The 21,724-nt window shown below is 54.5% G+C and carries 19 protein-coding genes; 1 reads left to right on the forward strand and 18 read right to left on the reverse strand.

Annotated elements, in window-relative coordinates; genetic code table 11:
- Nucleotides 1–109: 109 nt before the first annotated feature.
- From HMPREF1207_RS05940 to cymR, 16 genes are all read right to left on the reverse strand, one after another.
- Entirely contained in the window at nucleotides 110–2,260 is a 2,151-nt protein-coding gene (locus HMPREF1207_RS05940) for a methyl-accepting chemotaxis protein (RefSeq protein ID WP_009676577.1), read from the reverse strand.
- 214 nt (nucleotides 2,261–2,474) lie between these two features.
- Nucleotides 2,475–3,755: a peptidase U32 family protein gene (locus tag HMPREF1207_RS05945; RefSeq protein WP_370866914.1), complete on the reverse strand. Its 1,281-nt coding sequence runs from the start codon at nucleotides 3,753–3,755 to the stop codon at nucleotides 2,475–2,477.
- A 17-nt stretch (nucleotides 3,756–3,772) separates the two neighbouring features.
- Nucleotides 3,773–4,705: a peptidase U32 family protein gene (locus HMPREF1207_RS05950; protein WP_009676590.1), complete on the reverse strand. Its 933-nt coding sequence runs from the start codon at nucleotides 4,703–4,705 to the stop codon at nucleotides 3,773–3,775.
- A gap of 13 nt (nucleotides 4,706–4,718) precedes the next feature.
- The gene (gene mltG / locus HMPREF1207_RS05955; RefSeq protein ID WP_009676587.1) at nucleotides 4,719–5,798 is read right to left on the reverse strand and encodes an endolytic transglycosylase MltG; all 1,080 of its coding nucleotides are present in this window, start codon (nucleotides 5,796–5,798) and stop codon (nucleotides 4,719–4,721) included.
- 84 nt (nucleotides 5,799–5,882) lie between these two features.
- Entirely contained in the window at nucleotides 5,883–6,179 is a 297-nt protein-coding gene (locus HMPREF1207_RS05960; RefSeq protein WP_009676585.1) for a DUF1292 domain-containing protein, read from the reverse strand.
- Nucleotides 6,176–6,478 carry a DUF1292 domain-containing protein gene (locus HMPREF1207_RS05965; protein WP_009676589.1) on the reverse strand — a complete coding sequence of 101 codons (303 nt, stop codon included), beginning with the start codon at nucleotides 6,476–6,478 and terminating at the stop codon, nucleotides 6,176–6,178. The genes HMPREF1207_RS05960 and HMPREF1207_RS05965 overlap by 4 nt, the downstream gene beginning before the upstream one ends.
- A 12-nt stretch (nucleotides 6,479–6,490) precedes the next feature.
- Nucleotides 6,491–6,901 carry a Holliday junction resolvase RuvX gene (gene ruvX, locus HMPREF1207_RS05970; RefSeq protein ID WP_009676576.1) on the reverse strand — a complete coding sequence of 137 codons (411 nt, stop codon included), beginning with the start codon at nucleotides 6,899–6,901 and terminating at the stop codon, nucleotides 6,491–6,493.
- A gap of 52 nt (nucleotides 6,902–6,953) precedes the next feature.
- Entirely contained in the window at nucleotides 6,954–7,214 is a 261-nt protein-coding gene (locus HMPREF1207_RS05975) for an IreB family regulatory phosphoprotein (protein WP_009676594.1), read from the reverse strand.
- 114 nt (nucleotides 7,215–7,328) lie between these two features.
- Nucleotides 7,329–9,956, reverse strand: a complete 2,628-nt coding sequence (gene alaS / locus HMPREF1207_RS05980; RefSeq protein WP_009676593.1) for an alanine--tRNA ligase — start codon at nucleotides 9,954–9,956, stop codon at nucleotides 7,329–7,331.
- A gap of 541 nt (nucleotides 9,957–10,497) precedes the next feature.
- Nucleotides 10,498–11,031, reverse strand: a complete 534-nt coding sequence (locus HMPREF1207_RS05985; protein WP_009676586.1) for a DUF1854 domain-containing protein — start codon at nucleotides 11,029–11,031, stop codon at nucleotides 10,498–10,500.
- Entirely contained in the window at nucleotides 11,015–13,267 is a 2,253-nt protein-coding gene (locus tag HMPREF1207_RS05990) for an ABC transporter ATP-binding protein (RefSeq protein WP_009676592.1), read from the reverse strand. Before HMPREF1207_RS05990 ends, HMPREF1207_RS05985 begins: the two co-directional genes overlap by 17 nt.
- Nucleotides 13,268–13,451: 184 nt before the next feature.
- Nucleotides 13,452–14,522, reverse strand: a complete 1,071-nt coding sequence (locus tag HMPREF1207_RS05995) for an AI-2E family transporter (protein WP_009676582.1) — start codon at nucleotides 14,520–14,522, stop codon at nucleotides 13,452–13,454.
- A gap of 236 nt (nucleotides 14,523–14,758) precedes the next feature.
- Complete coding sequence (locus HMPREF1207_RS06000) at nucleotides 14,759–14,956, reverse strand: hypothetical protein (RefSeq protein ID WP_009676575.1); 198 nt, start codon at nucleotides 14,954–14,956, stop codon at nucleotides 14,759–14,761.
- 14 nt (nucleotides 14,957–14,970) lie between these two features.
- Nucleotides 14,971–15,498, reverse strand: a complete 528-nt coding sequence (locus tag HMPREF1207_RS06005) for a PRC-barrel domain-containing protein (protein WP_009676584.1) — start codon at nucleotides 15,496–15,498, stop codon at nucleotides 14,971–14,973.
- 57 nt (nucleotides 15,499–15,555) lie between these two features.
- Nucleotides 15,556–16,698, reverse strand: coding sequence for a cysteine desulfurase family protein (locus HMPREF1207_RS06010; protein WP_009676578.1), 1,143 nt, complete (start codon nucleotides 16,696–16,698; stop codon nucleotides 15,556–15,558).
- Between the two features lie 16 nt (nucleotides 16,699–16,714).
- Nucleotides 16,715–17,134, reverse strand: coding sequence for a cysteine metabolism transcriptional regulator CymR (gene cymR, locus HMPREF1207_RS06015; protein ID WP_009676580.1), 420 nt, complete (start codon nucleotides 17,132–17,134; stop codon nucleotides 16,715–16,717).
- A gap of 248 nt (nucleotides 17,135–17,382) precedes the next feature.
- Here cymR and mnmA point away from each other — a divergent pair, with 248 nt between their 5' ends.
- A complete protein-coding gene (mnmA, locus tag HMPREF1207_RS06020) occupies nucleotides 17,383–18,465 on the forward strand; it encodes a tRNA 2-thiouridine(34) synthase MnmA (RefSeq protein ID WP_009676581.1) in 1,083 nt (360 codons plus the stop codon).
- A 377-nt stretch (nucleotides 18,466–18,842) separates the two neighbouring features.
- Here the strand turns inward: mnmA and HMPREF1207_RS06025 are convergent, their stop codons facing one another.
- Both HMPREF1207_RS06025 and HMPREF1207_RS06030 read right to left on the reverse strand, forming a co-directional pair.
- Complete coding sequence (locus HMPREF1207_RS06025) at nucleotides 18,843–20,321, reverse strand: potassium/proton antiporter (RefSeq protein ID WP_009674277.1); 1,479 nt, start codon at nucleotides 20,319–20,321, stop codon at nucleotides 18,843–18,845.
- Nucleotides 20,322–20,381: 60 nt separating this feature from the next.
- Nucleotides 20,382–21,686 (reverse strand): replication-associated recombination protein A, encoded by a 1,305-nt coding sequence (locus HMPREF1207_RS06030; RefSeq protein ID WP_369994063.1) that lies wholly within the window; start codon nucleotides 21,684–21,686, stop codon nucleotides 20,382–20,384.
- Between the last annotated feature and the right edge of the window lie 38 nt (nucleotides 21,687–21,724).

Consider the following 21,724-nt stretch of genomic DNA (forward strand, 5'->3'; position numbering starts at 1 on the left):
TTTGATTCCAGTATAGACAAGGGGGAATACGCTCAAACCTTCCATTCGGGAACGAAAAAAAAGAAAAACGCCCGCTTCCGGCTTTCCGGAAACGAGGCGTTCTGCGGGATCACAATGTAAACTTGGACAGCGTGTCTTTCAGGGAATTCGAGAGGTTCTCCAATCTGTCGGACAGCTTCACCAGATTCTGACTGATGCTGAGCTGCTCGGAGCTGAGGGAAGCAACTTCCTCGGAAGTCGCCAGGGATTCCTCCGCCACGGCACTCACATTCGTCATCGCATCGGACAAGACGGCTTGCGACTGATCGAGCTCGCTTATCGATTCCGTCACCGCGTTCAACCGTTCGATAAATTGGCTCATGTGATTCTGGACCTGGGCAAAAATCCCGTCCGCTTCTTTCACGGCACCGATTTGCTGATTGAAGAGCGGGTAGGCTTGATGAAGCACGTGGACGGTTTCGTCGATTTCGCGCTGAATCGTTTCCGTAATCTGGGCCACAACGTCGATGGACTGCTTGGACTGATCCGCCAGTTTGCGGATTTCATCGGCGACCACCATAAATCCTCTGCCTGCCGTTCCGGCTCTTGCAGCCTCGATCGTTGCGTTAAGAGAAAGGATATTCGTCTGCTTCGTCAGATTGTGCAGCATCTCCAATATTTTGCGGATGGACCGGGTGCTCTCTTTCAGGTTGTCGACCTTCTCCACCATGGAACGGGTCATCACTTCCGTCTGGCCGGTTTTGTCCATCAGCTCTTCCATGTACTTCGTGCCCTGTTCGCCTGAGCTTCGGACCCCGGAGGCTGCCGTTCCCATCTCCAGGTTAGCGGACATCACCTGTTTCATTTTCTCGCCGATATGATGCGTCAGCTCGTTCCCGCGTTCGGACTCGGAGGCGAGTCCTGCGGCTCCTCCCGAGATCTCGTCGGTTGCTACCGCGATTTCCTTGGCGGAAGTCGCCGTAATCTTGGAGGCGTTCGCGACTTCGGAGGCCGTGTTCAGCACTTCCTGGGCGGATTCGTTCGTCTGGCGGACCAGCGTCGTAATCTGCTCCATCATCATGTCGAAGTTTTCTCCAAGCATACCGATTTCGTCCCGGCTCTTAAGATTCGCTCGTACCTTCAGATTGCCCTGGGCACCCTGCTTCATAAGCCCGGCCAGTCCGGCCAGCGGCCTGCCGATCATTCTCGCCACGAAAATGCCGATCAAAGCGGCGATAACGGCCGCCGCAAGGGCGATTACCAGCGTCAGGTTGAAGATTACGTTCGCGTCTTTAACCAGTTCTCCGACCGGCATGCTTCCTACGAGGAACCAGCCGGTACCGGCGAATTTCGAGTATACGTTCTGAGTCTGTTTATCCGACGAGAGGAAGTCGCCGGCATCCGTCTTCTGCTTCTCCTCACTGATCGTAACCGGGGACGGTTTTGCGAGAAGCTCCTGATCTTTCGCATAAATCAGCTTGTTGGACGCATCCGAAATGTACATCGTGCTGTCATCGCCGAGCTGGATAAGCCCGAGCTCTTTTTCCAGAATCGACGTAGGAATCTCCATCAGAAGCATCGCGATCGGCGTGGAAGTGCTCGTCGAGTTCAGGTAGCGGCCCATGGCGACACTCGGTTCTCCGCTGAAATAACCTTTCGGTTTCGTGTCCAGCCACAGCGGCTGCCCGCTGGTTTTGGAAACGGCCTGGAACCAGTCCGTTTTTGTAATTTCTTCCGTCGTAGCGTTCAAGGAAGCTCCGTTGGAGTTGATCATATGACCGTCTGTTTTTAACAGCGTCATGCTTTTGATCGATTTGTTGGAAAATAAATAGGAATTCACTTTTTCCGTAATTTTACGGGTGACTTCGAGCTGTTCGTATGTACCTTCTTTAACCTCGTTGCGTGTATCAAGCAGGCGCTGCAAATCGGCGTCGAGCATCATCTGCATCGTTAAATCTTCAAAGCCGCCAAAAAGAAGATCGAGCTTCTGGCTCGCCTGAATCATGGTCTGCTTCGACGCTTCGCTCACTTTGCCGCGCACGACGCTTTTCGAAAGCTGGTACGAGGTGATCCCCACGGTCAGAACAAAAAATAAAATACTGACGATAAAAATAAGAAACAATTTCATGCCTACGGATTTTGCCGGGTTGCTCAATCCCATAGAGGAAGAAAGAAAACCGCCTCCCGATCCTCCCGGCTTCGGAGCGCCCCCTGATGGAGCTTGTTTCTTTTGAAAACGCTCTCTTAACTGGGTTGCTGTCTGTGTGAGTTTTTTGTTCATGGGCACCACCATCCACTTTTTTTAGGAAGAAAGTCTTACGCAAAAACTTAATATCCCCAGTATTTTCTACTTTTGTTTTAATGTTCGACGACGATTTGTGTTTTTCCTCTTCGATTTGTGCCATTTTTCCTATAAAATCATCTTTTTTTGATTACACAGACCTAGAAATAAAAAAAAATACCGCCCGGCTTAAGCCAGTCGGTATTAAAATCCATTAACGGGTACGTTTGCGCATCATATCCAGCGGTTTAACCGGCTTCTCGGTTTGAATGCGGATAAGCTGTAGAGGATGACGAGCCGCATCGAGCTCGGCGCCTTCCTCGTCGCGAATGACATCCACCCGCTGCTTGAAGTGCGTGCCCCCCGGACCGAAAAATTCCACTTCCGTACCCGGTTTGAAGTAATTGCGCTGCTGGATGACGGCGGTTCCCGTCTTCTCGTCATACTCCATGACTACGCCGACGAAGTCGTAGCTCGCCGCCTTGTCCTCCGGTCCGAAAATATGATCTTCGGGACCGGGCGCTTCGTAGAAAAATCCGGTATTCAGCGGACGGTTAGCCGCTTTATTGATCTCGTCGCGCCAGAGCGGTTTGACCTCATAGGCTGCCGGATTTTCAAAATAGCTGTCGATGGCTTGGCGATAGGCATTCACAACCGTCGCCACGTAATGGATGCTTTTCATTCTGCCTTCGATTTTAAAACTGTCCACGCCGGACTCGATCATATCGGAAATATGCTCGATCATGCATAAATCCTTGGCGCTCATCATAAACGCATCTTCCTCTTCACCGTAAAGGGGAAAATCGGGCGCAAGCGGATCGGACAATGGAGCTCCCTTCGCGTACAAGTCGTACTTCCAGCGGCAGGACTGGCAGCACCCTCCCCGGTTGGAGTCGCGGTCCGTAAAATGATTGGACAGCACGCAGCGTCCGGAATAGGAGCTGCACATCGCACCGTGAATAAACGCTTCGATCTCAATATCGACATGCCGTTTGATCTCGTCAATATCGCCCATGCTCGCTTCCCGGGCGAGAACTACCCGCTCGATGCCTTCTTCTTTCCAGAACTGCACCGTCTGCCAGTTCATGACCGACTGCTGGGTGCTCAGATGCACCTCAAGTTTGGGGGCCACGCGTCTGGCGGTGTCCATAATAATCGGGTCTGCGGCGATGATAGCCGAAATGCCGGCTTCCTGCAGTTCTCTCAAATACTCTTCAATTCCCTCGATATCTTCATTGTGGGCATAAATATTCGTCGCCACGAAAACTTTGGCGCCGTAACGGTTTGCGAATTCGACGCCTTCGCGCATCTCTTCGAAAGTAAAATTGTCGGCGTTGGAGCGCAGACCGTACTTCTGACCGCCGATATACACGGCATCGGCCCCGTAATGTACGGCAAACTTAAGCTTCTCCAGACTTCCCGCCGGGGCAAGCAGTTCCGGCTTGTCCAGACGAACGCGTCTGCCGCGCGCACGCTCGTTAACAGCTGCGGCCATACTCATGGTGGTTCACCTCAATATACTTGTTCTTTGTAGAAAAAGCCGAAAGACAATTCCCTGCTCGGATCCTGCAGGCGTCGGATAGGCTCCAGCATTTCGTCGTTGAATTTGTAAGAATCCGGATCCGCACAGTAGGCATCAATCACTTGACGGTATGCCCTTACCACGGTTTCGTTATATTCGGCGGATTTCAGCAGCCCTTCAATCTTAAGGCTGTCTATGCTCCCCTTGAGCAGCTCATGAAGATCTTCCAGCATGCAAATATCGTCGGAGCTCATCACGTGGGTGCCGTTGCTGTCTTCATAAATCGGATACCGCTCCTCCTGACGTTCCTGCTCAATCAGAAAAAGTCCGTTATCCATGGAGCGATCGACACTGTTTGCATCTTTCCCCAGATGCTCCACGTAATTGGCGACCAGGCTGCGGCGGGAATGGTAAATATTCGTCAGCCCGTGCACTTGAACTTGGACTTCCAGCTTGGCGTGACGCTTGAATTCAAGCGTTTCCTCAAGGTTCAGTTCCCTGGCCAGAACCGCACGCACGGCTCCGCGGGACGCCCAGTAATTCGCGGTGGCGTAGTTCGTCGTCGTCATTTCCGCATTCCAGTGAAGCGGGAGCTTAAATTCCGCTTTGTTCACCATCCGCAGTATGGCGGGATCTCCATAAACGGCTCCGTCCACACCGATAGCGGAGATGGCCGCAAGATATTTCTCAACTTCAGGCAGCGCTTCGTTATCGAAAACATTGTTTACAGCCGCATAGACTTTAGCGCCTTTAGCATGAACGTAAGGAACCAGTTCCTCCAGATCTTGAATCGTCACATCGCCCGGAAGGCGCATGCCGAATGCCGCTTCGCCGATCAGTACGGCGTCCGCCCCGGCTTGTATGAATCGCTTCGCTTCCTCTACTGTTCCTGCCGTTATAAGCAGCTCGGGTTTTGAAATCAACCTCGTCACCTTCTTATTTCGCGTTTTTCTCGGTTTGCTTGCTCTTTTCGATGTTGGCCAGATGCTGCGCATAGGTTTCTCCGAACAAATGTCCCTGGCTTCCGTCTTTTTTCGTTACGTAATAAAAGTATTTCGACTCCGCCGGATACAGCGCCGCCTCGATGGACGCCAGGCTTGGACTCGCGATGGGACCCGGAGGCAGTCCCGGATTTTTATACGTATTATAAGGGCTTTCGATCTTCAGATCGCTTTCGAGCAGTCTTTCTTTCTGCTTGCCCAGCGCATACTGCACAGTCGCGTCGATCTGCAGCGGCTGTTTGATTTTCAGCCGGTTGTAAATGACGCTTGCCACGAGCGGACGTTCCTCGTCCACAACCACTTCACGTTCGATCAGGGAAGCGATCGTCATCATTTGATGGAATGTCAGCCCGCTTGCCTTCAGCTTGTCCTTCCAATCCGCGGGAAGGCTTTGCAGCCGTTTGTCCAGTTGATCGACCATGAGGGTTATCAGTTTCTGCTCGGTAGCATCCTTGGGGATATTGTACGTATCCGGGAACAGATACCCTTCCAGCCTATGCTTAAGTTTGGTATCGGCCGGAATTCCGGCAAGCAGTTCTTCCCCTTCCGCAGGTTTGTACGCTTCCGCCGCCTTAACAAAGGCAGACGCTTCCATCCCCTTATGCTGTCCGACTTTGTCGGCAATCTGCGTGACCGTGTATCCTTCGGGTATAGTCAGGCGGTTCGCTTTTGCCGTCTGCCCGTTGTTCAGCATCGCAATGATCTCGTCCGTTCCGATCCCGGGCTTCATCACATACTCGCCGGCCTGGAAACGGCCGCCTTCGTTCTTCCATTTCAAGTAATACATAAAAACGGAGGCGTTGCGGATAAGGCCTTCCTTCTCAAGCTTGGAAGCGATATTTTTCACGCCGTCGCCGGATACGATCTCGACTTTCGTTTCCTTATCGGAAGCCGAGGTCGGCTGCAGTTCTCCCCGTATATAATAAGCCGCGGCCGCAGCACAGCCGGCTAAGAGCAGAACAATTACCAGCAGCCCGGTCATCAAGCGTTTTATTCGTGATTTAGGACGATGCATAAGTTCCTCCACAATAGTCATCTTGGTCAATCATTCGCATGAAAAAGAGCGGATTTGACTCCGCTCTGGTTTGCTTTAGATTTCTTAAGGTTCGTCGTGTTCCGGAAACGTGAGTTCGTCGTACAATTCGGAGACGGTTTCCCACTCTTCGTCATCTTCGATGGTTTCCAGCTCCAGTGTGCCTTCCGAATCCCGGGATACCCGGAACACGGACACTTCGCCTTCTTTCTTCATCTCTTCCGATTGCAGAACGGCGTAGTGGCGGTCTTCATGGAGAATCTCCGTCAAAATGCGAAAGACGGTGGATTCGTCCTGTTCGTCGAATAAAATAATATCATCTCCGAAAGAACTCCGCAACTCGTTCGTCTGTTTTACACTCATGCTTCTTCTTCCTCTTCGGCGATTAGTGTATTAAACGTTTCTTCAACGATATTCCACTCTTCCTCGTCCTCGATGGTGTAAAGCTTCAGATCGTCGCCGTTCTCGTCTTCCTCGTAACGAAATGCGTACACTTCGTCGGATTCCTCGTCGCCTTCAACCGGCACGACCATCATGTACTTTTTGTCGGAACCATCCACTTCGAATTTCATGACGACTTCGAATTCTTCTTCGTTGCCCTCATCATCGGGGATATAAATAATTTCCGCTTCCTCTTGCTGAAAATCCTCTTCTTTAGCCATGGTTCCATCACCTCATCGTTTAGAGTCCATATATCCCTGCAGAATCAGCACAGCGGCGATCTTATCGACCACCTGCTTGCGCTTCTTCCGGCTAACGTCCGCCTCCAAAAGAGTGCGGGTCGCGGATACCGTAGTCAATCGTTCGTCCCACATACGGACGGGCAGGTTAAACGTCTCGGTCAACTGTGCGGCGAATTCCTGACAAAGCTCACCGCGCGGCCCGATCGAGCCGTTCATATTTTTGGGGAGGCCGACCACGATCTCCGTTACTTCGTACTCCCCGATTAACCGCCGCAGGTGGTCTAAATCGTGTTGCGGACTGGCTCTGCGTATAACCTCGATCCCTTGGGCGGTAAGCCCGAGAAGATCGCTGACAGCAACGCCGATTGTTTTGTCGCCATAGTCTAGGCCCATCGTTCTCATACGTGTGAACTCCTAAGCCGGACCCGTCTGCCGGGAATCGGCGCAGGCCCGTTTATTTATGCTCTTTGAGATAAGAGCGTACCAATTCTTCGATCAGTTCGTCGCGTTCCCGTTTGCGAATCAGGCTCCGGGCGTTGTTGTGCCGGGGAATGTAAGCCGGATCCCCGGAAAGCAAGTAACCGACGATTTGATTGATCGGATTGTAGCCTTTCTCCTGCAGAGCGTCATAGACAGTTAATAGCACTTCTTTGGGGGATGTTTCGATCTCATCGGCTTTGACATTGAATTTCACCGTTTTGTCCATAAAATCCATGAAAGGCACCTCCAATGTTTGCTTTTTCAAACTCTATCGGTTGTAAATGCTGCTAATCCCGCTATTGTCATATATTCTCTGCGGGACGGAAAATTCCTGTTCCCGCAGGAAAATTTAAGAAATCTGTCCGGCCACAAGCGCTTCGACGCCGTCCAGCGCCTCCTGGAGCTTGGACGGGTCCTTGCCTCCGGCCTGGGCCATATCGGGGCGTCCGCCGCCGCCGCCGCCGCATTTCGCCGCTGTTTCTTTGATCAGCTTGCCGGCATGAAGCCCTTTGGCGATCAGATCCGGCGTAACGGCGGCAACCAGATTGACTTTGTCGCCTGCGACGGCGCCGAGCACGATCACGGCCGAGCCCAGCTTCGCTTTCATTTCATCCACGATGCCCCGCAGGGAATCCATATCGGATGCGCTCACCTGGGCGGCCAGGACCGGTACGCCCGCCACTTCTTTTAGGCGGCCTTCCAGGGCGCCAGCTTCAATGCGGCCCAGTTTGGCCCGCAGCGATTCGTTCTCGCGCGCCAGCTCTTTCATCTGCTGGAGCGTGGAGTCCAGACGCTTCGGCACGTCCGCGGTGTTGGCCTTGAGAACGCCGGCCGCATCCCTCAGCAGCTGCAGCTGGCCGTCCACGTACTCGTAAGCCTGACGGCTTGTCACCGCTTCGATGCGGCGGATACCGGAACCGATTCCGGATTCGCTGACAATCTTGAACAAGCCGATTTCGCCCGTGCTCAGTACGTGGCAGCCTCCGCAAAGCTCGAGGCTGTAATCGCCGACGCGGACGACGCGGACGATGTCGCCGTATTTCTCGCCGAACAGCGCCATGGCGCCCATCGCTTTCGCTTCGTCGATGCCGCGAAGGGAGATGTCCACCGGCGTGTTCGCCCAGATTTGAGCGTTCACGCGGCGTTCGACATCCTGCAGTTCTTCCGGCGTGATGCCGCCGAAGTGGGAGAAGTCGAACCGCAGGCGGTCCGGCTCAACGAGGGAGCCCGCCTGGTTAACGTGCGTGCCGAGCACTTCCTTCAGCGCTTTATGCAGCAGGTGAGTGGCCGTGTGGTTCTTCACGGTATCTCCGCGAAGCTCGCCGGAGACTTGAGCCGTAACCGAATCGCCCGTGCGCAGGATGCCCTGCTCGACGGTCACGCTGTGAACGTGCTGGCCGTGAGGCGCTTTGCCGACTTCGAGTACGGCCGCGCGTACGCCGTCGCCCGCGATGACGCCGCGGTCGGCTACCTGTCCGCCGCTTTCGGCGTAGAACGGCGTCCGGTCGAGTATGATCTGGCACGTTTCGCCGGTTCCCGCCGCATCCACAAACTCGTTGTCGTGCACGATCGCCAGCACTTTGGCTGGAACTACCAATTCAGTGTATCCAACAAATTCACTTTTATCCGTAAACTCGGAGAGCGCTCCGCCCTGCACTTTCATGCTGCCGGATTTGCTCCGGTTGCTGCGCGCACGCTCGCGCTGTTCTTCCATCGCCGCTTCAAATCCTTCGCGGTCGACGGCCAGACCCTGCTCGTTCGCGAAATCCTCCGTCAAGTCGACCGGGAATCCGTACGTGTCGTACAGCTTGAAAGCATCCGGTCCACTGATGGCGCGCCCGCCCGCCGCACGGGTGCTCTCGACCATGCCGGCAAGAATGGCAAGACCGTCGGACAGCGTTTCGTGAAAACGTTCTTCTTCGATGCGGATGATTTTCTCGATGAACTCGCGTTTCTCCACGACTTCATTGTAGTAAACGCCCATGATTTCGCCTACGACCGGAACGAGCTGGTACAGGAACGGTTTATCCATGCCGAGTACTTTGCCGTAGCGGACGGCGCGGCGCAGAAGTCTGCGAATAACGTAGCCGCGGCCTTCGTTCGTAGGCAGTACGCCGTCTCCCACCGCAAAAGCGACGGTACGGACGTGGTCGGCAATGACCTTCAAAGCCACGTCAAACTCTTCGTTCTCCTTGTACTTCACACCCGCGATGCGGCAGGTCGCTTCAATGATCGGCTGGAACAAATCCGTATCGAAGTTGGAGTCCACATCCTGCAAAATCGAAGCGAAACGCTCCAGACCCGCGCCCGTATCAATATTCTTGTTGGGCAGCGGCGTGTAGCTGCCGTCTTTGTTGTGGTTGAACTGGGAAAATACGAGGTTCCACACTTCCAGGAAACGCTCGTTCTCTCCGCCCGGCCAGCATTCCGGATCGTTCAGATCGCCGTATTTGTCTCCGCGGTCGTAGAAGATTTCCGTACAAGGTCCGCACGGGCCTTCCCCGATATCCCAGAAGTTCTCGTCGAGCTTGTAAATACGCGCTTCCGGCAGACCGATCTTTTTATTCCAAAACTCAAAAGCTTCCGTATCCTCGGGATAAACGGTGACCGACAAGCGCTCCGGATCGAACCCGATCCATTTCGGGTCCGTCAGAAATTCCCAGGCCCAGGTGATGGCTTCTTCTTTGAAGTAGTCGCCGATGGAGAAGTTTCCGAGCATCTCGAAAAATGTATGGTGACGGCGGGTTTTGCCGACATTTTCAATGTCGTTTGTACGGATGCATTTCTGCGCGTTTACGATTCTCGGATTCTCGGGAACGACACGGCCGTCAAAATAAGGTTTGAGCGGCGCCATCCCGGCGTTGATCCATAAAAGAGAAGGGTCGTTGTGAGGCACGAGCGAGGAGCTCGGCTCGATTTTGTGTCCTTTGCTGGCGAAGAATTCCAGCCACTTGGAACGAATTTCACTTGCTTTCATAGCGTTTCGAGCCTCCGTTTGTTGAAAATTTTGGTTTAGTAGGCTTGGACTGCTGCTCCTTCGGCCCTCTCTACAGGAAACAAAAAACGCCCCTGTTATCAACAGGGACGAAAAATTCGCGGTACCACCCTGGTTATCGGATGACGTGCAGGCAGGCGCCTTGCCGTTTCATCCAATCTCCTCGTTGCGGACGATAACGGATCCGCTTGCCGTTGGGCTTGTGTAACTTGTCACCCACACTCCGAAATGAGCGTTCGGCCATCCTTCATGAAAGGTTCTCGCAGCCTTCTTCTATAGAAGAAGGAACCTTCTCTCTGCCAATGGGCTATGGCGTACTGGATTTCTTCAGCGCTTTGCATATCGAGTTTGACTCAGTTACCGAAAATTATAGTTCATATCTGGAAACGATGTCAACCTGACGGATGCGGATTAAAGAAGCCCCGCCGATGGCATGTCCCCTCTTTGCAAATTGGCGGAAAAGAAGCACAACCGCTTCAAACGGATCGGTCAGGCTCCGTGACGAGCGGAAGGTTTCTTTATTTCAAAAAATCTTCCGCAGCTGCTTAAAACTTGCCGGATCCAGCTTCCGAATGCTGGCCACTTCCAGTCTGCGCTCTCCGGTATCCACCAGGAGGAGACGATCCTCTCCTTGCCTGAACACGTGCTCATGCAGGTTGGGAAGCTGCAGCCGCTCCGGTCCGAACTGGGTAACGATGTCCCACTGCCATCCTGACGTCTTCTGCCTGATGCTGCGGATAGCTTCGACGCGGGGAAGCAAGTATCTCAAATGCAGCTCCTTCTCCAGCTCCTGGCGGGAGGCATCGTCCAGCTGCCGCAAATCGGCGATGATACCGATCTCCTCTCCCTCTTTGGTGCGGATGGAGATGTACCGGTCCGGCTCGGAGAAGGGAAACGTCCGGAACACCAGAACTTCCTCATGATCCCTCCCATCGCAGGACAACAAAAGCAGGCCGCCTTCCGTGCGTTGAAACCGGCATTTATCTGCTTCGAGCAGTAAGATATCGAAGGGGTCCCCGCCTTCGGGGAAACCGCCGGATTCATACGGGTTCGGCACTGGTATCACGCTCCCTGATCAACGCTGTTTCGGTCTGGGCCTTCACGAGCTTCCAATAGATGCCTTCCTGTTCCATCAGCTGCTCGTGAGTCCCGGTTTCGGCTATGCGCCCTTTGTCGATCACCGCGAGACGGTCCGCGCTGCGCAGAGTCGACAGGCGGTGGGCGATCGCGAAGGTCGTCCGTCCCCGGACAAGCCGGGAAACGGCTTCCTGGATAAGACGCTCCGTCTCCGTGTCCACGGAAGCGGTCGCCTCGTCCAGGATAAGAATACGGGGATCGTGCAGGATGGCGCGCGCAATGGCAATGCGCTGTTTCTCCCCGCCGGACAGGCGGTGACCGCGTTCGCCGACCCGCGTATCATAGCCGTCGCTCATCGCGACGATAAAATCATGGGCGTTGGCGATCTTTGCGGCCCGCATAATTTCCAGAGGCGACGCTTCCGGCTTCGCGTAAGCGATGTTTTCAGCAATCGTCCCGTCGAAAAGGAACGTTTCCTGAAGCACGACCCCGATCTGGGCCCGCAGGCTTTCCTGGCTCAGCTTCTTCAGCGGAATCCCGTCTATTAAAATCCGCCCCCGGTCCGGATCGTAAAACCGGCAGATCAGATGAATCAGCGTAGATTTACCCGCTCCCGAATGTCCGACAAATCCGATCATTTCACCGGGCTTCACTTCCAGAGAGATGTCTTTCAGGACAGGCTTATGCTTCTCATAACCGTATGTAACCCGGTCCAGCGAAACGGAGCCTTCCAGCCGGCCGGGAGTTACCGCATCTGCCGTATCGGAAACTTCGCGTGGCGTATCCATAATTTCAAAAACGCGCTCGGCGGCCGACACGGCCCGGTTCGTCCAGCTGATCGCCTGCGTAAACCACTGCAAAGGACCGAAAAACATCGTGAGGTAAACCGTAAAGGCCATCAGAGTGCCCAAGGTCAAGCCGCCGTCCAGCACCTGCAGGCCGCCGTAATACCACACGATGATCCCGCCTGCGCCCGTAACGAGCATAAACAGCGGGGTTGCAGCCTGCCACAGCCCTTCCATCCGCACGGTTTGCGTCATCATTTCCCGGTTGGCTTCCCCGTATCGGGCCTGCTCGCTTTTTTCCCGGCCGAATGCCTTGACGACACGGATGCCTTGAAGGGAGTCGCCTACCAGCGTCTGAAGCGCGTTTAGCGCTCTCCACTGCTTGTACCAAAGCTGGCGGACCCTCGGCCACAAAATCCAGACTCCCGCAAGCAGCAGCGGAGTCGGCAGAAGCACAACCAGGGTGAGCTTCCAGCTGAGGGCGAGCATCATCGACAAAATAGCCGCGACCGTGAGTACCTGGCTCGCCACCCAGATCACGCCTTCCGTGAGAAACTGTCTCATCGAATCCGTGTCCTGATTGAGCCGGCCGATAAACTGTGACGTCTGGCGGCGGTCGTAGAAGCTGAGAGACTGCTCGGTCAGCGCCTCGAACGTTTCACGGCGGATATCGTTCATCATGGCCGCTCCGACCTTGACCCCGATAAACCCCCGGGCGATCTGCAGCGCGGACAGCACCAATCGGGCGCCCAGCAGAGCCGCCACCCAAATCAGCAGCGTCTCGGCCATCCCTCCCGGATGCAGCACGTCGTCGACGATAATCTTGGTCACAAGCGGAGGCGCCAGCTCCAGCAAAACCGCGATGATCAAAAACAGCGCAGCCAGGACCATCCGGCCGCGGTACGGGCGCGTATACGCAAGCAGCCGAGTCAGCACGCGCCGGCGTCCGGGACTGCTCCGCTCCGTCTTATCTCCGGCCGTGCAGTCATGGTCCTGCCCGGGTGCCGCCTCTCCGCACAGCGCGCATAGGCCGGCACGTTCTCCGCCTGCTCCGCCAGTGGGGTCAAAGCCGCCGGTTTCCAGCAGCAGATTGGCTGCATGAACCGCCGCTTCGAGCCCTTTGGCGCAGGCGCCCGTGTAGCGGACGAGCACGACCGGGCCCGCATCCGTATCCGCGATGAGGCATCCCCCGCCCTGCGGAGCATCCTGGGTCCGCAGGCTCCGGACCGCTTCCGGCGCGAATCTGCGCAGGCAGGCGCCGCCGGAAGCGTAGACGCCAATTTGTCCGGCGCCTACAACCAGCCAGCGGTCATCCGGCCGGCCGCTCTCGTCCATGTCCGCCCGGGCGGATGCCGCAGGCTTTGCCCCCAGGCTGCGGAGAAGTTCGGTCGGCAGTTCTTCCGCTGTCGCGGGCGGCTCCTTGAGTGCCATGGGCAACCTCCTTTTGCCGCTCTTCAATGGCGGCAGAATCGTTAGTCTGATCGTAACGCACGCCTCTTGCAAGCGCAAGAGAACGGCCCGGATCCGATTGGCGACTCTGCCCGGACGCGCCTTTATTTAGTAGACTTCGGGCTCCTTTCTCCGTACGGCATCTTTCTCCGCCCTCTATCCGAATCTACACCGTACGCCGGTGGATGTAATAAAGAAACAGATGCTGGAGCACCACCTTAAGCACGGCAAAAAAGGGAACGGCCAAAATCAGGCCCGGTATCCCCGCCACTTCTCCGCCGACGAGCAGCGCAAAAATAATGAGCAGCGGATGCATATGCAGGGTCCGTCCCACAACCTGAGGGGATATTACGTTTCCCTCCAAAATTTGCACAATCGTATTGACTACGATAACAAGCAGAAGCATTTTTACCGAAACCGTCGCCGCCATAATAACAGCCGGAGCCGCCCCGAAGAACGGGCCCAGATAAGGAATGATGTTAAAAACCGCAACGAGCCCTGCCAGCAGCAGCGCATACGGCATCCCGATGGCCCAGTAACCGATATAAGCCAGCACCCCGACGATAACGCAAACGAGGAACTGCCCCCGGATATAGTTGCCCAGCGCCGTGTCGATATCGACCAGCACCTTGACCACCTGCCTGCGCCGCGATTTCGGAACAATGGCCAGCACGGTTTTCTCGATCAATTGAAAATCCTTGAGCATATAAAAAGCGAGAAAAGGAACGATGAAAGCGGTCAGAAGCATATTGATGGTGCCTCCGATGCCATGAATCGTGTCCGAAATTTTGAGGGACAGATTTTTTTGGAGTTTAAAAATCGCATCGTGGATACCCGACCGGACCGTATCCGGAAGGAGCTGGCTGTTTTTCATGCCGTCCACAAGCGATTGGGCCCTGATCGTCATTTCAGGCATATGCTCGTTCAGTTCCCCAAGCTGCTTGACGAACATCGGAGTCACATTCATAAAAATGACCGTAAGCGAGGTCAGAAACACGGCATAAATGAGCAGAACGGCAAACGTCCGGGGAACTTTGCGCGTACTCAGCAGATTGACGACGGGGTTGAGTACATAGGAAATAATCATCGCAATCAGAAAAGGGGTCAGCACCGCTTTCAAGAAATGGAAGACACTCCCCAGAATCGGTCTTATCTGCAGCAGGAAGAACAGGACCAGTAGTCCGAGAAGCGTATAAATCAGGCCGGCAAACCAGCCGTTTTTAAAAATCGAATTCATGGCGTTCCCTCCTGTTGACGCTGACAGACTTCGGCGAATGAGTGTCCCTCTCCATTTCTTCAGTATATGTACTACCTTGGCAATTAATCCAAGCTCCTTCGGCACCAGCAGGTTCTTTTCTATCGGCCCAAACCAAAAAGCACCGCTCCTGCCGGGCCGAAGCGGTTAAGCTTATCCCTGCAGAGGCAGTGCCTTTTATTTATTTCTCGTATTTCGGTTAGTCAAGTTGTAAACCCTTATTGGGCATGAATTTGCGGCATTTCTTCTTCAAAAAACAGATCGTCGAGCGAACTCAGCGTACCGTCTTCCTCCACTTGATAAACGGACATTTTCTCCCCGTTCACAGCGAGTTCAATGAAGCAGCCCCAGCAATAGAATTGATGGGATCCGATTTTGCCGATATCCTTGGAACTGCAATTTGGACAGCGCATCATGTGCAATTTTCACCCTATTCTTCTTTAGATACGAAGATTTCCTCCGCCTCAAGCCGGGAGTTAAGCGGAACAATCACCGCATCCTCACCAATGGTTAGCGATACCGGCATTGGGAGCCACTTGCGACCTTCCATTAAATCGGATACGAAACCTTCGGACAGTTCAAAACCTATTATCTTTGTACCCAATTGTTCAAGCAAATAAACGTCCTCGATCGTTCCCAATTGCTGACCGTTTGCCGTAATAACGGGGAGTTCTTTGAGCTTGTGCTTGCCGCCGTTCAGCGGGATCAGCCCCAGGCTCTCCGCTTCCGCATAACTTCGTACGGATTTCATGTCGGCAATCGTGACTGCGTCTTGTCCGCAGGCCGTAATTTCACCGGCAGGAATATACCGGCAAGAAGAATACCAATGCTGTGCGTCCAGCAAAACGCCGAGAATCGTCCATTCATTGTCGAATAAAACGTCTCTCACCGTTCCTGCACGTTTGCCTGTGGACAAGCAGAATATAGGCAATCCGATAATGTCGCGGGCTTTACGCAAGGGGAATATTAAACCTCCTCGTGACAGCTTGCCGCCGCCAAAGGGCGCGCCCTTCTCTTATCTACGAATCCGCTTCACGATGGTTGCGGTTTTACGGGCCGCCGTCTCAATTTGGTCTATAGAATTCCCAAAACCAAAACTAAAACGGACAGCCGACTTGCATACAGATTCTGGAAGGTCCATGGCCCGCAGGACATGAGAAAGTTCAAGAGAGCCCGACGAGCAGGCGGACCCGCTGGCAGCCGCGATACCTTCCAGATCGAGATTCATGAGCAGGGTTTCCGTATGGCTCCCCGGAAAGCTCACGTTAAAAATATGGGGAGCGGACACATCAGGGTTGCCGTTGACCACAAAACCGTCAGGCCCCAGTTCCTCCAGGAAAATCCGCTCCATATGTTGGCGGTACTCGGAAGTTTGAATGTTGTATTCTTTGTTATTGTTGTTATATATTTCCAGTGCTTTTGTAAAACCGACTACTCCGGCCACATTTTCTGTGCCGGCTCTTTTTTTACGTTCCTGCGAGCCTCCCAATACTTGCGGAGCCAATTGAAGCTTACGGGAAGCAAAGAGAGCGCCGATGCCTTTGGGCCCGTTGATTTTATGAGCGGAGAAGCTCATGAGGTCTACGGGAAGCACGGACAGATCTATCGGAAGCTTCCCCAGCGCCTGAACCGCATCCACATGAAAAGCGATGCCGTGGCTTCTGGCCAACCGTCCGATCTCTTCGATCGGCTGGATAGTGCCGACCTCGTTGTTCACGTACATGACGCTGATCAGAACGGTCTCGGGCCGGATGGCTTCCTCCAAGTCTTCTATTCGGATAAGACCGGTCATATCTACTGGCAGAAATGTAACGTCGCAGCCCATTCGCGCCAGACGTTCTGCCGGATGCAGCACCGCATGGTGCTCGATCTGGGTTGTAATCACGTGAGCCCGTCTGCCCCCGAAGGTTTCGACGACCCCGTACAAAGCTGTATTGTTGCTCTCGGTTCCCCCGCTCGTAAACAGCAGATCGGCCGGTGAACAGCCGATTGCCGCCGAGAAAGCGCTCCTCGAACGGTCGAGCGCCGTCTTGGCGGCCCGGCCGTAGCTGTGGATGCTTGAAGGGTTGCCGAAATAGTCCGTATAGTAAGGCATCATGGCTTCCAGCACCTCCGGATGGAGAGGAGTTGTAGCGGCATGATCAAGATATATTCCCATAGTGGTCACCCTGCAATCAAATATAGAACATATAGCTGTCGCGTTTGCCTTCTTCTTGATAAGAAATCAAAGAAGCCAGAGTTGTGGAATCCAGAACCTCCGCGATGCTGTCCCGGATACGAATCCACAAATCCCGCTTGGCCGGATCGTCTTCTTCCGTAAAATCGACCGGTGAAATCGGCCCTTCCAGGACTCGGATCACTTCACCCGCGGTAATTTCTTCCGCGTTCTTTGAAAGGATATATCCGCCGTAGGCGCCGCGGATACTTTTAACAAGACCTGCGTTTCTCAGAGGAGCTACGAGCTGCTCCAGGTAATGTTCGGATAGTTGATGTTTCTCTGCGATACTTTTCAGCGAGGTCGGCCCTTCCCCGAATCTTGCGGCCAGTTCCATCATTATAGTGAGGCCGTAACGGCCTTTTGTTGAAATTTTCAAATTAACACCTCTTCTACCCCTGCTTATGTGTAAGATTACTAGCTCTAGGGTAACCTATTTCTCTATGATTCATTCCATTTAGGCATGTTCTTTACTATGTTATCACAATTCCGATTAATTTGGTTACAAAACCATGACATCTTGATGAAATATTTTCACTTTGCGAAAAGCGCGTTATAATGGGTAGAACCCTGAGGTTCATACAGGTGTCACCAGCCATTTTTGGCAAGAAAGGATTAGAACCGGCCATGAGCAAACAGAGAGTCATTCTCGGTATGTCGGGCGGGGTAGACTCTTCCGTAGCGGCTCTGCAGCTGAAAGAGCAGGGCTATGACGTCATCGGCGTCTTTATGAAGAACTGGGACGATACCGACGAGTTCGGCCATTGTACCGCCGAGGAAGACGCGGAAGACGTACGGAGAGTCTGCGACCAGATCGACATCCCGTTTTATACGGTTAATTTTGAAAAAGAGTACTCCGAGAAGGTGTTCCAATACTTCCTGGATGAATACAAAAGCGGGCGCACCCCGAACCCGGACGTTATGTGCAACCGGGAAATCAAGTTCGGCGAGTTTCTGCAGAAAGGTCTTGATCTGGGCGCCGATTTTATCGCGACCGGCCACTATGCCCGCCTGGAGGAACGCGACGGGGAATTCGTTCTGCTTCGCGGAAACGATTCGAACAAGGACCAGACCTACTTCCTGCACGCGCTGAACCAGTACCAGCTTTCGAAAGCCATGTTCCCTATCGGGCACATGCCGAAGCCTCAGGTCCGCGAAATCGCGGCTGCTGCAGGCCTTGCGACCGCCAAGAAGAAGGACAGTACCGGCGTCTGCTTTATCGGGGAACGGAACTTCAAAGAATTCCTGAGCCAATACCTGCCCGCCCAGCCGGGAGACATCCAGACGCTGGACGGTGAAGTGAAGGGCCGCCACGACGGCTTGATGTATTACACGCTCGGTCAGCGTCAGGGACTCGGAATCGGCGGCTCGGGTACCGGCGAGCCTTGGTTCGTTGCGGACAAAGACCTTGAACGCAACATTTTGTACGTCGTTCAGGGGGACAAGCATCCGCGCCTTTACAGCAAAGGCCTGTCCGCCACGGACGTGAACTGGATCAGCACACGGAAACCTCAGGGTGAGTTCGCCTGTACGGCTAAATTCCGTTACCGTCAGCCTGATCAGGGCGTTACGGTAACACTGGGCGAGAACAGAGCGGCCGAAGTGGTATTCCACGAGCCGCAGAAAGCGATCACGCCCGGCCAGTCCGTCGTTTTCTACGACGGCGAAATTTGCCTGGGCGGCGGAATCATCGATAAGGTGCACCGCTAAGATGAACCATCCCGGGCCGTAGGGCTCATAAGAGCGGCCGCAGGGCCGTGTACTTTGACGGAAGCATTCGCTCGTTGAGCAGCGGCGGTTCACGGAAAGCGGACAGAACATGCCCTCCGGAATGTTGCCTGGGCGGCTCCGCATCACCGCGGCCGCCCCTGGCTTCAATCGGGACCGGTTGTCTGCTTGCGCGGCAGCTGCAGTCTAAGCAGGCTGCCTGCTCGGCATCGGCAGCAAAAAGAACGCGAATCCCTCCAAAAGGGATTCGCGTTCTTTTTGTAAGTACATGTATAGGCCAAGCATACTTACAATAGGTGCAGCATTGATTACCTGGGAAATAATTTACCCCGTTAGCTGTTCCGGCTCCAAAGCTGTGTTCACAGCCCTTTCTCGGGCGTAAGATCGGCAGGTTTGATGGCGGGGGATTCCTCATAAAAGATTTTCTTGACCTTCTCCCTCATCGGCTTCGAAACGAGCGTATACAGAAGATCCCCTTCGATAAGCTCCGTATTCCCGTGAGGCGTTATAATTTTTCCTTTTCGGACGATGGCCGTAATGAGAACTTCTTCCGGAAGATCCAGGTCACTGATCAGCCTGTTGTTGACCGGACCGTTTTCCGTCACTTTAATTTCGATAATTTCCGCATTCGCTTTCCCGAGAGCCAGAAGCTCAAGGGTGTGGGTATCGTTCTTCGCCGAACCTTCGGTAAGGCCCAGTTTTTTGGACAGGACGGAAATGGTTGAACCCTGAATCAGCGTCGATAGAAGCACGATGAAGAAAACGATGTTAAAAAACATGCGTCCGTGCTCCAGTCCCGCAAGCAGCGGATAAGTGGCGAGTACGATCGGAACGGCTCCTCTGAGACCGGCCCACGAGATCAGCAGCTTTTCCCGGTATTGAAATCCGGTGCCGAGCATGCTTCCGAATACCCCGACAGGTCTCGCAACAAACATCAGAATAAGGGCAAGAGCTACTCCCTGCCAGGCAATACTGATAAGATCGTCCGGGAACGCCAGCAGTCCGAGAAGCATAAACATCAGGATCTGCATCATCCAGGCAAACCCTTCATGAAACCTCGTGATCGAGAACCGGTAGGCAAAATCCGCGTTGCCGAGCCGCAGGGCCATCACATAGACGGCCAGCAGTCCGCTCCCGTGAAGCAGCGCCGTAGACCCGTATGTAAAGATGGCAAAGGCAAGCGCCAGAACGGGATACAGCCCTGAAGAATCCAAATCGATTTTGTTGAGGCTCCAAACGGCCAGACGGCCGATGACCAGTCCCAGCACAAGCCCCAAACCCATCTCCCATAAAAAACTGCCGATCAGAAGAAGGATGCTCGTGTCCGGCATTTGAATAAGCTCGATGAGGGAAACCGTCAGAAACACGGCCATCGGATCGTTCGTTCCGGATTCCGCCTCCAGCGTCGAGGTCAGCCTTCTCTTTACGTTCTGATTGCCGAGAACGGCAAATACCGCCGCGGCGTCCGTAGACCCGACAATGGCACCAAGGAGAAGCCCTTCCTTAAGCGATACCTGCAAAATCCAGTAGGCGCTTAGCCCCACGATAACCGTAGTCAGCAGTACGCCTAAGGTAGCGAGCATCAGGGAAGGCCGGATCACTTCCTTCACGTGCGTCCACTTCGTGTGCATGCCTCCGTCGAACAGAATAACGATAAGCGCCATCAAACCGAACCACTGCGTCAACTGGGCGTTGTCAAAATAAATAAAACGATTGAGCCCCATGCCCACCAGCATAAAAAAGACGAGAGCCGGAAGTCCGAAACGGGACGAAAATTTGGACATAAGCACGCCGGCGAACAGCAGGACGGCAATGAGAAAAATATATTTCTCCGTCATAATCGGTCTCCTTCAGCTACCTGCAGTTCCTGCCGGAAGCCGCAGGCTCTTCTAGAAGGGTCATCGGTTCCGGCGCTGCTGATTTATTTTCATCTTCTCTTCCATACCCTGTTCCGTGGCATTAAAAAACACCTCGCCCTCCAATTGTTCCGGCAAATACGCTTGTTTCACGTAATGACCCGGATAATTGTGGGGATACATGTAGCCTTTATGCCCTAATTGTTCCGCTCCCTTGTAGTGGGTATCCCTGAGATGCAGCGGAACCTCCGCCTTTCCGATGCTGTCCATGGCGGACATCGCACGTCCGATGGCAAGCGGGATGGAGTTGGATTTCGGGCTCTCCACAGCGAACAGAATCGCCTGGCAGACGATATATTTCGCCTCCGGCCAGCCGATCTTGTGATAGGCCTCCATAGCCGAAACCGCCTGAACCATAGCCTGCGGATTCGCCAGGCCGATGTCTTCGCTGCAGGCGACGGTCAGACGCCGGATAAACGTCATCGGGTCCATGCCGAGCTTCTCCACGGCGTACAGGAACCAGAAGAGAGCAGCGTCGGACGACCCCCGAACGCTCTTATGGAACGCGGAGAGGACGTCATACTGCGTCGACTCGTCCGCTTTGACGGTCGGGCGGCGGATGGATTCCTCCGCGATGTCCAGCGTGATGCGGACGACGCCGTCCGCATCCGCCGAGGTCGTCAGCGCGGCGATTTCCAGCGCATTGAGCGCACGGCGGATATCTCCGCCCGCCATGAACGCGATATGCGCAAGCGCCTCTTCTTCGGCTTCGATGTTCAGAAAGCCGAGTCCGCGCTCTTCATCGGAGAGGGCGCGCTCCATCGCGATGCGGGCATGCTTCTCGGTCAAGCCGTGAAGCTGAAACAGCGTGGAGCGGGAGAGCAGAGCCCCGTTCACGTAGTGGAACGGGTTCTCGGTCGTCGCTCCGATGAACACGATCGTGCCCTGCTCCACGGCGGGCAGCAGAGCGTCCTGACGGGCCGAGTTGAAACGGTGGACCTCGTCGAGGAACAGGATCGTCCGCCGCCCGTACAGCGCCTTGGCCGACTTGGCCTGCTCGATCACCTCGCGGACATCCTTGACCGAAGCGTCCACGGCGTTCAATCTTACGAAATCGCCGGACGTCTTCTCCGATATAATGTGCGCGAGCGTGGTTTTACCGCAGCCGGGAGGCCCGTACAGCACGATCGACGTGATCTGGTCGGCCTCGATCGCCCGGCGCAGCAGCTTGCCGGGACCCACGATATGTTCCTGGCCGATATATTCATCAAGAGTGCGGGGCCGCATCCGGTCCGCGAGAAGCTTTCCGCGGGAATCGTTCTCGGCAGCGGCACTGAATAAGTCCATTTCCATCTGCAATTCCGCCTTTCAACAGCATGTAGAGT

Origin of the sequence: Paenibacillus sp. HGH0039 (genome assembly GCF_000411255.1) — a bacterium.
GTDB lineage: Bacteria > Bacillota > Bacilli > Paenibacillales > NBRC-103111 > Paenibacillus_F.